15 protein-coding genes are annotated in these 14671 nt (G+C 64.4%); 6 read left to right on the plus strand and 9 right to left on the minus strand.

The annotated features are described in order from the left end of the window. Positions 1-31: 31 nt before the first annotated feature. Positions 32-991, minus strand: coding sequence for a helix-turn-helix domain-containing protein (locus tag ACIQTZ_RS02030; protein ID WP_402977063.1), 960 nt, complete (start codon positions 989-991; stop codon positions 32-34). Between the two features lie 233 nt (positions 992-1224). Here ACIQTZ_RS02030 and ACIQTZ_RS02035 point away from each other — a divergent pair, with 233 nt between their 5' ends. Further along, complete coding sequence (locus ACIQTZ_RS02035; RefSeq protein WP_402977066.1) at positions 1225-2700, plus strand: APC family permease; 1476 nt, start codon at positions 1225-1227, stop codon at positions 2698-2700. 71 nt (positions 2701-2771) lie between these two features. Here ACIQTZ_RS02035 and ACIQTZ_RS02040 read toward each other — a convergent pair whose 3' ends face one another. After that, positions 2772-3566 (minus strand): MoaF C-terminal domain-containing protein, encoded by a 795-nt coding sequence (locus ACIQTZ_RS02040; protein WP_402977069.1) that lies wholly within the window; start codon positions 3564-3566, stop codon positions 2772-2774. A gap of 123 nt (positions 3567-3689) precedes the next feature. Continuing rightward, positions 3690-4427 (minus strand): IclR family transcriptional regulator, encoded by a 738-nt coding sequence (locus tag ACIQTZ_RS02045; RefSeq protein ID WP_402943333.1) that lies wholly within the window; start codon positions 4425-4427, stop codon positions 3690-3692. A 129-nt stretch (positions 4428-4556) separates the two neighbouring features. Between ACIQTZ_RS02045 and ACIQTZ_RS02050 the strand changes: the two genes are divergently transcribed. Then, positions 4557-5891: an MFS transporter gene (locus ACIQTZ_RS02050; RefSeq protein WP_400330316.1), complete on the plus strand. Its 1335-nt coding sequence runs from the start codon at positions 4557-4559 to the stop codon at positions 5889-5891. Positions 5892-5948: 57 nt separating this feature from the next. On the opposite strand, the gene ACIQTZ_RS02055 is transcribed toward ACIQTZ_RS02050, so the two are convergent. Then, a complete protein-coding gene (locus ACIQTZ_RS02055) occupies positions 5949-6611 on the minus strand; it encodes a phosphoribosyltransferase (RefSeq protein ID WP_402977267.1) in 663 nt (220 codons plus the stop codon). A gap of 86 nt (positions 6612-6697) precedes the next feature. On the opposite strand from ACIQTZ_RS02055, the gene ACIQTZ_RS02060 reads away from it, so the two are divergent. Continuing rightward, a complete protein-coding gene (locus ACIQTZ_RS02060; protein WP_400330318.1) occupies positions 6698-7111 on the plus strand; it encodes a MarR family transcriptional regulator in 414 nt (137 codons plus the stop codon). A gap of 19 nt (positions 7112-7130) precedes the next feature. Here ACIQTZ_RS02060 and ACIQTZ_RS02065 read toward each other — a convergent pair whose 3' ends face one another. The 5 genes from ACIQTZ_RS02065 to ACIQTZ_RS02085 form a co-directional block, all read right to left on the minus strand. Continuing rightward, positions 7131-7955: an alpha/beta fold hydrolase gene (locus ACIQTZ_RS02065; RefSeq protein ID WP_400330635.1), complete on the minus strand. Its 825-nt coding sequence runs from the start codon at positions 7953-7955 to the stop codon at positions 7131-7133. Positions 7956-7959: 4 nt separating this feature from the next. Next, positions 7960-8289, minus strand: coding sequence for a biotin/lipoyl-containing protein (locus ACIQTZ_RS02070; protein WP_400269037.1), 330 nt, complete (start codon positions 8287-8289; stop codon positions 7960-7962). After that, on the minus strand, positions 8282-9322 hold the full coding sequence (locus ACIQTZ_RS02075) for an alpha-ketoacid dehydrogenase subunit beta (RefSeq protein WP_402977073.1): 1041 nt from the start codon (positions 9320-9322) through the stop codon (positions 8282-8284). Before ACIQTZ_RS02075 ends, ACIQTZ_RS02070 begins: the two co-directional genes overlap by 8 nt. Next, positions 9315-10355, minus strand: coding sequence for a thiamine pyrophosphate-dependent enzyme (locus tag ACIQTZ_RS02080; RefSeq protein WP_402977076.1), 1041 nt, complete (start codon positions 10353-10355; stop codon positions 9315-9317). The genes ACIQTZ_RS02075 and ACIQTZ_RS02080 overlap by 8 nt, the downstream gene beginning before the upstream one ends. Positions 10356-10493: 138 nt before the next feature. Further along, positions 10494-11879, minus strand: a complete 1386-nt coding sequence (locus tag ACIQTZ_RS02085) for an amino acid permease (protein WP_402977079.1) — start codon at positions 11877-11879, stop codon at positions 10494-10496. 176 nt (positions 11880-12055) lie between these two features. On the opposite strand from ACIQTZ_RS02085, the gene ACIQTZ_RS02090 reads away from it, so the two are divergent. The 3 genes from ACIQTZ_RS02090 (at position 12056) to nadA (ending at position 14654) form a co-directional block, all read left to right on the plus strand. Next, the gene (locus ACIQTZ_RS02090; RefSeq protein ID WP_397322473.1) at positions 12056-12529 is read left to right on the plus strand and encodes an Lrp/AsnC family transcriptional regulator; all 474 of its coding nucleotides are present in this window, start codon (positions 12056-12058) and stop codon (positions 12527-12529) included. A gap of 110 nt (positions 12530-12639) precedes the next feature. Beyond that, positions 12640-13350, plus strand: coding sequence for an NrtR DNA-binding winged helix domain-containing protein (locus ACIQTZ_RS02095; RefSeq protein WP_402977082.1), 711 nt, complete (start codon positions 12640-12642; stop codon positions 13348-13350). Continuing rightward, positions 13347-14654 (plus strand): quinolinate synthase NadA, encoded by a 1308-nt coding sequence (gene nadA, locus ACIQTZ_RS02100; RefSeq protein WP_400330332.1) that lies wholly within the window; start codon positions 13347-13349, stop codon positions 14652-14654. The genes ACIQTZ_RS02095 and nadA overlap by 4 nt, the downstream gene beginning before the upstream one ends. The last annotated feature ends 17 nt before the right edge of the window (positions 14655-14671 follow it).

The raw sequence follows: 14671 nt of genomic DNA on the forward strand, positions 1-14671 counted from the left end.
GCCGGAAAGGTTCGACGGCGGTGGCGGAACCTCAGTGGCTGCTGCGGTAGCCGGTGGGGGAGTTCCCGAAAGCGGCCCGGAAGATCCGGCTGAAGTGGGCTGCATCGGTGAACCCCCACCGCGCTGCGATGGCGGTCACGGCCCGGTCTGCCAGCACCGGGTCCAGCAGGTCCCTCCGGCAGCGTTCCAGGCGCCGCTGCCGGATGGAGGCAGCAACGGTGGTCCCGATCTCCTGGAACAGGTCATGCAGGTGCCGCGTGGAGATGTAGTGGGCCGCAGCGATGGTTCCAGGGGAAAGCTCCGGGTCGCCGAGGTTGGCTTCGATGTAGTCGTGGATCCTGCCGAGCAGGAGCAGGTGCGGATCGCGGCCCGTTTCAATCAGGTGGTCCAACTCGCCATTGAAGAGGGTGGTCACCAGGTCAAGGGCGTTGTGGACCAGGCGAAGTCCGTTGGTCCCGGACAGTGCCTCGAGATTGTCGGCCAAGCGGACCAGGAAGGGGCTGATCAGCTCGCCCAGGCCTTCGTCGCCGGGGATCCGCAAGGCGGTCACATGGCCCATGGCTTCGGCCGGCAGGTCCAGCAGCACATGCGGGAACATCAGCACCAACGTGCGGAAGTCGTCGTCGAACGTTAATTGGTACGGGCGGGAGGTGTCGTAGATGGAAAGGTCGCCCGGGTTGAGCACGGCCTCGCGCTCATCCTGGACCAAACGGCCGGTACCGGAGAGCTGGATGCTGAGCTTGAAGTAGCGTCCGGTGGAACCGGCGATCAGTTCGGGGGTCCGCAGGACGGTGTGGGGTCCGGCAGTGACCTCCACGACGGAGATCTGGCCAAGGACCCTGGCGCGCATGGCTCCATGGAACGTGGCCCCGCGCGGTCCCTTGGCCAGCAAGGGCACAAAAGAGGCCGAAATGGCCCGGCTCCATTCCTGGAACGAATCCGCGACGATGGTTTGCACGGTAGCTGGCCCGGTATCAGCCGCGACGGTCATCAAGCTCCCTTTCAATGGCCCGCCGTGCCGCTGGGTACCGGCAAGGGATGCCGCAGACCGGACGTGAGCTTGCCCACGATTCTACACCGCGGCCCTGCGCCACCGCGGCGTGCGTGGACAGACAACCACCTTGCCGTGTGAGACAAGTCACGCAGTGCCTGTCCGGTGGAAGATTGCGGAATGACCCACACCTACCGCGCCATCTCCCGCGGTATCGAGGCAGGAGCACACTTATGAGCGTGGACAATCCCGTGAAAGGCCGGACCGCCGGGTCCGTCACCACCAAGAGGCGTCTGGGCGTTCCGGCCGTGACGTTCATGATCATCGCGGCCTCGGCGCCGCTCACCGTCCTGGCCGGTGGCGTGACCACCACGTTCGCGGTAACGGGCGTCACCGGCGTGCCGTTGTCCTTCCTCATCCTCGGCGGGATCCTGGCCCTCTTCGCCGTGGGGTACGCCGCCATGAGCCGCTACGTCACCAATGCCGGGGCCTTCTACGCCTATATTGCCCAAGGCATCTCCCGGCCTGCCGGAGTAGGCGCCTCGCTCGTGGCGCTGATGGCCTACAACCTGATGCAGGTGGGCATTTATGGGCTCTTCGGCTTCACGGTGTCCTCGTTGCTCTCCGCGCGGCTGGGCGTCAGCGTTCCGTGGTGGATTCCCGTGCTCGTCTGCATCGCCATTGTGGGCTGGCTTGGAGTCAACCGCGTGGACCTGTCTGCGAAGGTCCTGGGCATCCTCGTGGCACTCGAATTCCTGGTGGTCATTGTCTACGACATCATGAGCCTGGCAGTGGCGCCCGAAGGTGTCAGTGCCGCGACGTTCACTCCGGAGAGCCTCTTCGTTCCGGGAATCGGAGCGGTGCTTTCCTTCGGCATTGCGGCGTTCATGGGCTTCGAATCGGCAGCCATCTACGGCGAGGAATCCAAGGACCCCAAGCGCACCGTAGCCCGGGCCACGTTTGCCGCCGTCGCCATCATTGCCCTCTTCTACGCCGTGTCCGCGTGGGCCATGACCGTAGGCGCGGGGCCGTCAGCCGTGATTGAGACCGCCACTGCCAACGGACCGGACATGATCTTCTCCTTCCTGGGCACGAATGGTGGCGTCCTCCTCAGCGACATCGCGCAGGTACTCTTCGTCACGAGCCTTTTCGCCGCCCTGGTCAGCTTCCACAACGCCGTCGCCCGCTACTTCTTCTCCCTGGGCCGCGAGCAGGTTATTCCCACAGCCCTCGCTGCGGTCCGTCCCGGCAGTGGAGCGCCCTTTGCCGGTTCGCTGGCCCAGACACTGATCGCCGTCGTCGTGACCGTTGCGTTTGCCATCGCCGGGAGCGGTTCCGAACTCGGGGAACTGTACCCCGTGCTCACCATGTTCACCTGGTTGACCAACAGCGGAGCGATGGGGCTGGTGCTGCTTATGACGGTCGTCTCCCTCGCCGTGATTGGCTTCTTCCGCAAGGAATCACACGGCGCCAGCCTGTGGGTCCGCGTGGTGGCACCGACACTCGGGTTCGTCCTTCTGGCGGTGGTGTTCGTGCTGATCCTGGCCAACTTCAACGTCCTTCTGGGACAAACGGAGTCCACGGCGGCCACCTTTGTCCTGCCGCTGGTGGTGCTGCTCCCGGGTGTGGTTGGCATTATCTGGGGCTTGCGGCTGCGGCGCTCGCGGCCGGCGCTCTACGCCCGGATCGGCCACGGTTCGGAGAGCTGAAAACGCAGCTCGGAAAGCTGAAAACGCAACAAGAAGGCGTCCCGGCAGATTCTGCCGGGACGCCTTCTGCTTTAGAGCGCGGGGTTCAGCCCGGGGCTGTGGTGGCTGACGCTGACCAGCCGGCCATGGGCGCCGAACGTGAAGTGGACGGGTGCCACTCCGGACTCGTCCCAGCCGAAGAGGCTCCCGTGGGAGCGGATGGCGTTGACATTGCGGTGATCGGCGATGGTCACCGAACCGCACGGAATTACCTTCTCGCGCCACGTGAAGACGAAGATGCCCGGCCTGACCTGGAAGACGGTGTTGGAGTCGGTGTCCGCCAGGCCGCGTTCGGGACCCGCCAGGCACTGCCACGTGTACCAGGTGGGGCTGAGGTACACGTGTTCGTAGGCGTGAACCGGGCTGTAGACCCATTCCACGCGGCGACCGATCAGGCCGGTGCTTTCCTGGATCGGTTCGCCGCCGGTCGAGTAACCCTCAAGGACGCCGGCCCGGAAATCGTGCTCCACCGCAGTGGTACCGGGAGTTGCTTGCCCCAGCAGGGCGCCGATGTAGAGGGCCCGGCCGTTGGCCAGGTCCAGGATGAGGGACACCGCCAGCCCTGTTTCCACGCTGCTGTGCCACTGTGCATAGTAGAGCTGTTCGGCCACAAGGAAGGCTTCGTACTGCGCAGTGCCGGCTTGTCCTGCGGCTGCCCAGTTCACCTCTTCGTCGTCGAAGCTGAACGTCATGGGACCGCCGTCGCCATTGACGGTGAAGTGGCGGCCTGCAAGGTCCTGGACTGTCGGTGCCTTGTTGGCGTCGAAGCCAGGGGCCAGGCCGTCCAGCGGCAGCCAGTTGGACGTGTCAAGGAGATTCACGCTCATGGGGTTCCTTCCGAAACTCTGCAAGGGCAGGCCAAACGGTCCTGTCCTCTTATGAGTATTCGAAATCCTTTGGGCCGCGGTCTTGTGTGCTGGGGCACACTCCTTGGCCTGGAGGGAATGACTTCAGGCGAGCTGGCTTTCGATCCGCGCAGCGCTTGCCGCGAGTGCCTGCCCCACCTGGTCCGCGTCCTGGTCCATCCGGATATAGACGACGGCGATCGCGGCCGGCCGTCCGCCGGGAACGTGGATGGGGGCGGCCAGCGAAGACAACCCGGCAATGACTTCGTCGTGGCTGGTGGCGTAGCCGACGCGCTTGGCCTCGTGTGCTTCAGCCCGGTACGGCAGGCCTGGTCCTACCTGCTGCCAGCGCTCCTCGGTCATGGTCGACTGGATGGCGATGCCCGGCGCGCCGGTGCTGATGGGGTGGCGGGTTCCGGGGTGTTGGGCGAGTGCCGCGCCGGATTGGCGGGGTTCCACCGTGACCAGGGTGACGCATTCCTGGTGGTCCCACACGGCAACGAAGGCTGTCATGTGCAGTGTGTTGGCCAGTTGCGTGAGTTCGGGGAGGGCTGCGGCCTGCAGGTTGCGCGACACGCCGCGGGCCAGGACAGCGAGTCCGGCCCCGGGCTGCACCCGGCCGGAGTCGTCACGGAACACGAGCGAGTGGTCCTCCAAGGTGCGAAGGATGCGGTAAGCGATGGAGCGGTGCACGCCCAGTGCTTCGGCAAGTTCGGCAATGGTCAGGGGGCGATCGGCGGCCGCCAGGATCTCCAGTGCGCGGATTCCCCGCGAGAGGGTTTGCGACGGCGGAGCCTGGGTAGGTGCCTCCGTCGGTCCTTTGACGTCGCTGCGGGAACTCATGCCACCAATCCTATGTCCCGGAAGCTCTGTGCTTTCGGTCACAGTTTGTAGTACAGTTTCCTAACTGACCGTTCTGTCGGTTAATGCAAGTCACACGCCGACGAGTCACTCACACCCACTGGAGTTCCAATGACCGCAACTTCCTCTGTCGACTCCCTGTCAGGTCCCAGCAGTAAGCGCGAAGAGCGTCGCGTCCTGGCCGGGACCCTGGTAGGAACCACTATCGAGTGGTACGACTTCTTCATCTTTGCCCAGCTCACGGCCACACTGTTGTCGCCGCTGTTCCTGACACCGCTGGAAAAGTCCAACCCCGGAGTCGCGCAACTCCTTTCCTTCGCCACCATCGGCATCAGTTTCCTCTTCCGGCCGCTGGGGGCATTCGTGGCCGGCCATATGGGGGACCGGATGGGCCGCAAGGCTGTCCTGGTCATGACGCTGGTGATGATGGGCGCTGCGACCGCCCTGATCGGCCTGCTGCCGACGTACGAAACCATCGGCTTGTGGGCTCCCGTGCTCCTGATCTTCCTGCGCGTCGTCCAGGGGTTCTCCGCCGGTGGTGAATGGGGCGGAGCGGCCCTGATGGCCGTGGAGCACGCGCCAGTCCCAAAGCGGGGATTGTTCGGTGCCTATCCCCAGATCGGCGTGCCGATCGGCATGATCCTCGCCACCGGGCTGCTGTTCTTCCTCCAGTCGGGCATGTCCAAGGAAGACTTCAACGCGTGGGGCTGGCGCGTTCCGTTCCTGCTCTCCGTGGTGCTGATCGTGGTGGGTTACCTTATCCGGCGAGCGGTCGGTGAAAGCCCGGTGTTCAAGGAGATCGCCCAGCGCAAGGCGGAGAGCAAAGCGCCGTTGGGTGATTTGTTCCGCTCGAACAAGAAGGAAGTAATCCTCGCCGCACTGATCTTCATCGCCAACAACGCCGCGGGCTATTTGCTGATCGCATTCTTCATCTCCTACGCCACCAAGGCCTTGAAGATGCCCGCGCCGCAAGTCCTGCTGGCCACCACCATCGCTTCCTTCGGTTGGCTCATCTTCACCATGGTGGGCGGTTGGCTCTCGGACAAGATTGGCCGCGTCAAGACGTTCCTGCTGGGCTACGCCCTGGTGTTCGTCTGGATGATTCCCATGTTTGCGTTGATCGACAGTAAAGACATCCTGCTTTACGGGACGGGGCTGTTCGTTTTGACGATCGGCCTCGGACTCTCCTATGGACCCATGTCCGCGATGTATGCCGAAATGTTCCCGGCGCAGGTCCGCTATTCCGGGATCTCCATCGGCTACGCCCTGGGCGCGATCCTGGGCGGCGCCTTCGCGCCCTTCATTGCGCAACTGCTCCTTGACCAGACCAAGTGGTCCGGTTCGGTAGGCATCTACATCATGGCCCTCTGCGTCATCTCCGCCGTAGGGGTGATCCTGGCCAAGGAAACCAAGGGCCGTCCGCTCGGCTTCAGCACGCACCACTAGCCGAAACCAGCAACAGGGGGCGCAGCCGACACACCAGCTGCGCCCCTTCCTGCGTTGCTAGGAATGCCCTTCCGTGCCCTTCAGCAATTCCATGACATCCTCGTCCGTCAATTGCTCGAAGTGCCGGTAAAAGGCGCCCACGGCGTGGAACTTGCCCGGGATGTGCAGGCTGAACACGGCGTCGCACACCCGGGACAGCGACGTTGATGCTTCGAGCGATGCGACGGGGACTGCGGCGACGACGGTGGCGGCACCTGCCGCGCGGACCGATTCGACGGCGGCCCGCATGGTGGCGCCCGTGGCCAGGCCGTCGTCCACCAGGATGACGTTCTTGCCACGCAGATGGTGGTTGATGCCTGGGTATCCTGCGGCACGACGGCTGAGTTCAGCGCGTTCGGCGGCCTCCACCGCATCGAGGGCGGACTCGGACATGCCTCGCGCCAGGAGCAGCGATTTCAGCTGCCTGTTGACGATCCGGACAACGTCTCCCTGGCACCAGGCCAGGGCTCCGAAGGCCGTCTCATCCCGGCCGGGGATACCAAGCTTCCGTACCAGGACGGCGCCAAAAGGAAGATACAGTTCTGCTGCTGCCGCCGCGGCGATGGGTACGCCGCCGCGGGCCAGGCCCAGCACCACGGTGTCCGGCCGTTCCCTGAACTGGGGGAGTCCCTGGGCCAGGCGTTGCCCGGCCTCAGCCCGGTCCCTGAAACGCATGCCCATTTGCTCCCATTCCCATGTTGTCCGGCGCTGGTTCAAGCCTACAGTTCATCCTTGCCCGGGGATTGTCACACTGGAAGCATGGCCTTGTGAACAAGCCCATCGGTTATTGGATCAAGCGGCTCGATGCCGCCCTTGAAGTGCAGTTGGACAGTACGCTTGCGCGGGTCAAGCTGAGCCGGCGCCAGTGGCAGACGCTCAACGCCCTGTCCGAGACGACCATGAAGCCGGACGAACTGCACGAGGTCCTGAGCCCGTTCTGGGGCACGGATGTCCGGTTGCGGGAACGGGAGCTCGCCTCGCTGGTTGGCCGGGGGTTGATCACCATGATCGATGACAGGCTTACCCTCAGCGATCGCGGCCGGGAAACCTTCCATCAAGCCCAACGCCTGGTGGAGGAGGCGCGCCTGGATTTGTCCATGGGCATCGGTATTGACGAATACGCCATGGCCGTCAGTGTCCTGGAGCGGATGAGCCTGAACGCTGAGCGGCTGGCCCGGTAGGCCTGTCAGCCAACGCCTCTCAGGCCCCCAGGAACCGGACGGCGGCTTCCTTGAACGCGCGGCTGGTGATGACGTTGGTGTGGGTCCGGCCCGGAACCACCAGGGTTTCCACTGCGGCGCCGCGCTTCCCCGCCAGTTCTGCCAGTTGAGGCATACTGGCCGCGCGCTCGTCCTTTTCGCCGGCAACCAACAGGAGCGGGATGTGGGGAGCGGCTTCTGCCGGGTCGAACGGTTCTCCCTTGATGGCTTCGATGAGGGACAACATGGCGAAGAGGTCGTTGCTGGGCAGGAGCCGGGCCATTTTCAGCAGCCCATCTGTGGACTCGTCTGCAATTGGTGTGCCGTCGGCCAGGTACCGCTGGGCCGCCGGGAGGTCGAAAGCGGCGAGCGGGTCGGCGGCGCTGGGCCCGCCCAGCACCACGCGGTGCACCAGGTCCGGCTGCGTGGCGGCGAATTCCCACGCCAACCGCGAACCCAGCGAGTATCCGATGATGTCCAAACCGCTGGCAGGGTTCCCGTCCCGCAGCGGCCGCGCTCCGGCGTCGAACACTATCTGGAGGAGGTCGGCACGGATCCGGCTGGGCGTGTACGAGTCCAGGTCTTCGGGGGAGTGGCTGCGGCCGTGGCCGGGCAGATCAACGGTGATGACCCGCCGGCCCGCTTCCTGGAGGGTGGTGATCCAGCCGCTGTCGCCCCAGTTCAGCTTGCTGGAGGAGGAGAATCCGTGGATCAACAGCACGGGGCGCAACCCGGCATCCGTGGCAGGTTCGTGGACTTCGACGAACAATTCGGGATCAGTGCCTTCAACGGTGTGCCGCTGTTCCACTGTGTGCCTGCCGGTCATCATGTCAGTCCTCATCGAGTACGGCGCTCAGGCGGACCCGGCGCTTGGGTGCTTCGTCCTTCGGAACAGTGCCCACGATCCCGGCGGTGTCATCCGGTACCTCGAACACGATCAGCGGCTCGCCGACGTTGATGGTCCCACCCGGCTCGCCGTGAATACGCACCACTTTACCCGCCTGGGGGCTGGGCAACTCGAGGGCTGACTTGCTGGTTTCCACCTCCACCAGGGGTTGGTTCCGTTCCACCTGCTGGCCGGGCTCCACGAGCCATTCCAGGACGGTTGCTTCGATGAGGCCCTCACCGAGGTCGGGGAGGGGGAAGGAAATTTCAGCCACGGCGGTACTCCAGTACGCGTTGGATCCCATAGAGGATGCGGTCGATGGTGGGCAGGTATTCGTCCTCCAGGTCGCCGGAGGGGTAGGGCACATCAAACCCGGTGACGCGCTCCACGGGCGCCTTCAGGCTGTCGAAGCATTGCTGGGTGATGAGTTGGGCGACTTCGGCGCCCAGGCCCGAGGTCAGCGGCGCTTCATGGACGACGACGGCGCGACGCGTCTTCGCAACGGAGGTGGCCAGTGCTTCGGCATCGATGGGTTTGAGCCAGCGCAGGTCCAGGACTTCGACGTCGATTCCGTCTTCGGCGGCCAGTTCGGCCACCTGCAGGCAACGTGCCACCATGGCGCCCCAGGCCACGAGCGTCACGTGCCGTCCCCTCCGCGCTACGCGTGCCCCGGTAAGGCTGCCGCCGTCGTTCGTTTCTTCGGCGGGAACCGCTGTGGCGACGTCGACGGGTCCTTTCTGCCAGTAGCGGGACTTCGGTTCCATGAAGATCACCGGGTCCGGCCGGGAAGCGGCGTACTTGAGGAGGTGGTAGGCGTCATGCGGGGTGGACGGTGAGACAACCTTGAGGCCAGGCACGTGGGCGAACAGGGTCTCAAGGCTCTCCCCGTGGTGCTCGGGAGCGCGGATGCCGCCAAAGCTGGGGACGCGCAGGGTGATGGGCATGGGCAGCGTGCCACGGCTGCGGTAGTTCATCCTGGCGATCTGGCAGACGATCTGGTTGATGGCCGGGTAGGCAAAGCCGTCGAACTGCACCTCGGGGATGGGGTGGAATCCAGCCATGGCCAAGCCGACGGACATTCCGAGGATGCCGGACTCGGCCAAGGGGGTGTCAAAGACGCGGCCTTCGCCGTGCTTGGCCTGGAGGCCGTCGGTGATCCGGAAAACGCCGCCCAGCTTGCCGCAGTCTTCGCCGAAGATGACGGCCTTCGGATCTTCCGCGAGGACGTCGTCCAAGGCCCGGTTGAGGGCCTGCTGCATGGACAAGTGCTCAACACGGGTTTTGGTTTCCATGAGCGTCTCAGACATGGTCGGACTCCTTCCGCCACGCGGTGGCCTGGGATTGCAGGGCGAGGGTGGGTTCCTGGAAGACCAGGCTGAACATTTCAGCGCCGGGGCGGGGTCCGAGGGCTTCGATGCCGGCTCGGATGGCCTCTTCTTCTTCCTCTGCCTGGCGCTGGGCCACGTCGAAGAAGGACTGGTCTGCCACGCCGTCGGCCAGCAGCTGCTGCCGGAAGCGTGCAAGCGGGTCTTCCCCGGCATCCAGCCGTTCCTCGTCCAGCGTGCGGTAGCGGCCGGGATCGTCAGCCGTGGAGTGCGGACCGCGGCGGTAGGTCATGGCTTCGATCACCACAGGGCCGTTGCCCGCGCGGCAGTGGGCCAAGGCGGAACGGGTGGCCTCGTGGACCGCCACTACGTCGTTCCCGTCCACCTGCACTGCGGGCATGCCGTATCCGGCAGCGCGTGCGGCCACGGAACCACCGGCAACCTGACGCTCTGTTGGCACGGAAATGGCCCAGCCGTTGTTCTGAATGAAGAACACCACCGGGGCCTTCATGACTGCGGCAAAGTTCATGGCCTCGTGGACGTCGCCCTGGGAGGATGCCCCGTCGCCGAAGTAGGTCAGCGCCACTCCGGATTCTCCGGACAGGGTCTGGCCGTGGGCCCAGCCAACGGCATGGAGGACGGAACCGGCCACGACGGCTTGGATGGGCGCGAAGCGCGATTCGAGCGGGTTGTACATTCCGCCGTGCCACGTCGCTTTGTGGGTGGACATGTAGCCCACCATGTCCAACCCCATGGCACGGGCAACGCCCATCTCGCGGTACGTGGGGAAGACGAAGTCCCGGGTCCGGTCCACGGCGTAGCCGCTGCCAACCTGGGCGGCTTCCTGGCCCAGTTCCGGGGCGTAGCCGGGGATGATTCCCTGGCGTTGCCAAGCGACGGCAGCGGTATCCAGATGGCGGACAGCGGCCATGAGCGTGTACAGCTCCCGCAACTGCTGGTGCGTGAGCGGTGCCTCGTCTCCTTCGACGGCGGCAAGCACTGGTGTGGTTGTCATGGCTGTGACACTAGTCACCGGAACGATGGGTGCGCAATCAGCTATGTTTTGGTCAAACAGTTTGTACAAAATGGCTACAAAAAGAGGCTCTTTGCAGGACAAACTGCAAAGAGCCTCTTTTATTTGCTGGACAAGTGGCTACTCGACGGAATGATCCACCCGGCCCGCTTTGGCGCGGGCGTTGAGGAAGCAGCCGAGCGCGATCACGAGGATCAACACCGCGGTGCCGAACAGTTGGCCGGCGCTCTCCGGATTGGCGAAGCCAACGGCGAAGATGATGCCCAGGAGGACGAGACCAAGGATGGTCAGCGCCGGGAAGCCCTTCATGCGAAGGGGAAGTTCCGTGCCGTCTCGGTCTGCCCGGCGGCGAAGAATGAGCTGGGAAACCAGCGCGGTACCCCAGACCACCAGGCACGTGGAGCCCACCAGGTTCAGGAGGGCCGGCAGAACCTTGTCCGGGAACAGCAGTTCCAGCACCGTGGCGACGAAGCCGAAGGCAACCGAAATCCCGACGGCGGCAACCGGCACCTTGGAGCCGTTGATCCGCGACAGGAAGCGCGGCGCTTCGCCGCGCTCGGAGAGCGAGAACACCATGCGGGACGCACCGTAAAGGTTGGCGTTCAGCGCTGACAGCAGGGCAACAACCGCAACGAGGGTGATGGCTGCGCCGGCACCGGGGATGCCCGCGAGGTCCAGGACACCGGCAAACGGAGACTTCAGGCCTTCGGATCCCACTGGCAGGATCGCTGCGATAACGAAAACCGAGCCGATGTAGAAAACCAGGATCCGCCACACGACGGTCCGTATGGCCTTGCCGACACTGTGCGCGGGGTTCTCCGTTTCCGCTGCGGCGACGCTGACGATTTCGGTGCCGCCGAAGGCGAAGATGACCACGAAGAGCGCTGCCGCGATGCCGTCCAGGCCGTGGGGTGCGAAGTTTCCGAAGTTTGCGAGGCCCGGAGAGGTGACATTCGGCAGCCAACCGAAGAGGAGCGCTGCGCCAATGAGCAGGAAGATGACGATTGCGGCCACCTTGAGGATGGCGAACCAGAACTCGAACTCTCCGAAGTTGCGCACGCCCACCAGGTTGATGCCTGTGAAGACCACCATGAACACCAGCGCGAGGACCCACACCGGGATGACCGGCCAGACGGAGAAGAGGAGTCCCGCGGCCCCGAGGGCTTCGGCCGCAATCACCACCACCAACTGCAGCCACCACAGCCAACCGATGGTGCCGCCGGCGGTCTTGCCCATGGCCTTCTCGGCGTAGACGGAGAAGGCACCACTGTTCGGGTTGGCCGCCGCCATCTCGCCAAGGGCCCACATCACCAGGATGATCAGGGTCCCGGCCACGAGATAGGAAACCAGGACCGCCGGACCGGCCGCTTGGACACCTGCGCCCGATCCGAGGAAAAGTCCTGCTCCAATCGCGCTGCCCAGGCCCATCATGGTGAGCTGGCGTGGCTTCAGGGAGTGGCCGAGGCCGGATTTCGATGCAGGAGCCGCGATGGACTTCGTTGTCATACGTGTCTACCTTCTATGGATTTCATACGGGTGTTGGCGTGCCTGCTTTGTGGGCTGGGCGCGCGGGGCGTCGACGACGCAGCAAGAGCCGTGGAATAATTCTCGCAGTTTGTAAGATACATCACTTTTTGCTGTGGCGATGTGATGGGTAAGGCTCCCCGGGGACAGGAACTTTGATGCTGGTCGATGCTCTTGATGCAAAAATTGTACGTTTCTTCACGGATTCGCCGCGATCCTCTGTCCTGGAGGCGTCGCGGGTCCTGAAGGTGGCGCGGGCAACGGTGCAATCCCGCATTGACCGCATGATCGAGAACGGCGTCATCGGCTCGTGGGTGCCGCAGCCGGACCCGGCAAACTTCGGATTCCCGGTGGTGGCGTTTTGCTCGGTCACCATTACGCAGGAGATCGGTCATGACGCCATCATCGAAGGCCTCAGTGCCATCCCGGAGATCATCGAAGTCCATACCGTCACCGGTAACTCGGATCTCATGGTGCGGATCGCCGCGCGCTCCAATCCGGATATGCAGCGGGTCCTCGACGCCATGATCGCCACCAAGTCCGTGGTCAGGTGTTCTTCGGTGATCGTGCTGAACAGCCACATCCAGGGACGCACCCTCCCGCTCATGGAGTCCGCTGCGAAGCCTGTGTGACGAAAAGCATTTTGCCCTTCGCCCTTCGAGTCGTACCATTAGTTCTAGTCAATCTGACTTTAACTAATCCGGAACAGAAGGTTCCAGCGGCGACGAAGCGAGGTGAAGCCGTGAACGTCAACTCAGCCAACGTCGCCGAGCGACGGCTCGCACCGCCGTCGTTGGCCATATCCACGGTGATCTTCGCCCTCAGGCCCAGCGAAAAGACAGGCCGCCCGACGCTGTGGCTGCCGTTGGTGCGGCGGATCCGCGAGCCGTACAAGGACCAGTGGGCCCTGCCCGGCGGACCGTTGGCCCATGACGAATCCCTCCAGGATGCCGCGGCCCGCAACCTCCGCGACACCACCGGCCTGGTGCCCGAGTACCTAGAGCAGCTGTACGCCTTTGGGGGCTTGCACCGCTCGCCCAGCCAGCGCGTGGTCTCGATCGTTTACTGGGCCCTGGTGCAGCCCACCCAGGCCGCGCTCGCCGACGAATCGGAGAACGTGAAATGGTTCCGGGCGGACCGATTGGGGGAGCTCGCCTTCGACCACAACGCGATTGTGGACTACGCCCTGTGGCGTCTCCGCAACAAAATGGCCTACGGTTCCATCGCCTACCACCTGCTGGGCGAATTCTTCACCCTGGCGCAGGTCCGCGAGGTCTACGAGGCCGTCCTGGACCGCCAGCTTGATCCGGCGAACTTCCGCCGGCAAATCAAAGCCACACCGGACATCGAAGAAACCGGTGAATACCTGCAAGGCGGAAAACACCGTCCGCCACGCCTCTACCGCTTCACCGGCACACCCGGCCTCGGGCCAGATAACAGGAGTACACCATGAGCAGCGTCAACACTGCCGTCCAGCTGATCACGCGCGAAGAAGCCGAGAACGGCCTGTCCCGCGCGGGCGCAACCTGCAGCCCGGCCCTTGCCAAGGGCCCTTGGGAGTACGACCTCGCCGAGTCCCTCGCGGGCATGCCCGCCTACGGTCCGGGCGCCTCCAGCAGCGATGTCGCCCCCAAGACAACGCCGCGACAGGGTCAGCTTCCCGAGGAGTACAAGCGGGCCTCAGAGGCTGAACTCGACCAGCGGATCCGCGCGGCCAAGGAGGCCCTGGGGGAGCGCGCCGTGATCCTGGGACACTTCTACCAGCGCGACGAAGTGGTCCAGTACGCGGACTTCGTGGGCGACTCCTTCCAGCTCGCCAACGCCGCCCTCACCAAACCTGACGCCGAAGCCATCATCTTCTGCGGCGTGCACTTCATGGCAGAGACCGCGGACATACTCTCCACGCCCGAACAGGCAGTCATCCTGCCCAACCTCGCAGCAGGTTGCTCCATGGCGGACATGGCCGACGAGGATTCCGTGGAGGAATGCTGGGAACAGCTCGAGGAAATCTTCGGCACGGAAACCGATGCCGATGGACGCGTGCCGGTCATTCCCGTCACCTACATGAACTCCTCTGCCGCCCTCAAGGCATTTTGTGGACGCAACGGCGGGATCGTCTGCACGTCCTCGAACGCCAAGGTGGTGCTGGAATGGGCGTTCGAACGTGGCCAGCGCGTCCTGTTTTTCCCCGACCAGCACCTGGGCCGGAACACCGCGAAGGCCCTGGGCGTGCCGCTGGAGCAGATGCCCATGTGGAACCCCCGCAAGGAACTGGGCGGTAACGACGAACAGACCCTGCTGGATTCCCGCGTGATCCTCTGGCACGGATTCTGCTCCGTCCACAAGCGCTTCAACGTAGGCCAGATCGAGAAGGCGCGCCAGGATTACCCAGGCGTAAACGTGATCGTGCACCCCGAGTGCCCCATGGAAGTAGTGGACGCGGCAGACTCCGCAGGGTCCACCGACTTCATCAAGAAGGCCATCGCGGCCGCCACCGAACCCACCACGTTCGCCATCGGCACCGAGATCAACATGGTGAACCGGCTGGCAGCGGAAAACCCGCAGCACACCATCTTCTGCCTGGACCCCGTTATTTGCCCGTGCTCCACGATGTACCGCATCCACCCCGGCTACCTCGCCTGGGTGCTTGAGGAGCTCGTGGCAGGACGCATCGTCAACCGCATCACCGTGGACGACACCGTGCAGGACAACGCCAAGGTTGCGCTGGAGCGCATGTTGGCCGCCAAGCCCGCATAAACATGCTGCCTTCAGCA

This window comes from Paenarthrobacter sp. NPDC090520 (assembly GCF_044769205.1).
GTDB lineage: Bacteria > Actinomycetota > Actinomycetes > Actinomycetales > Micrococcaceae > Arthrobacter.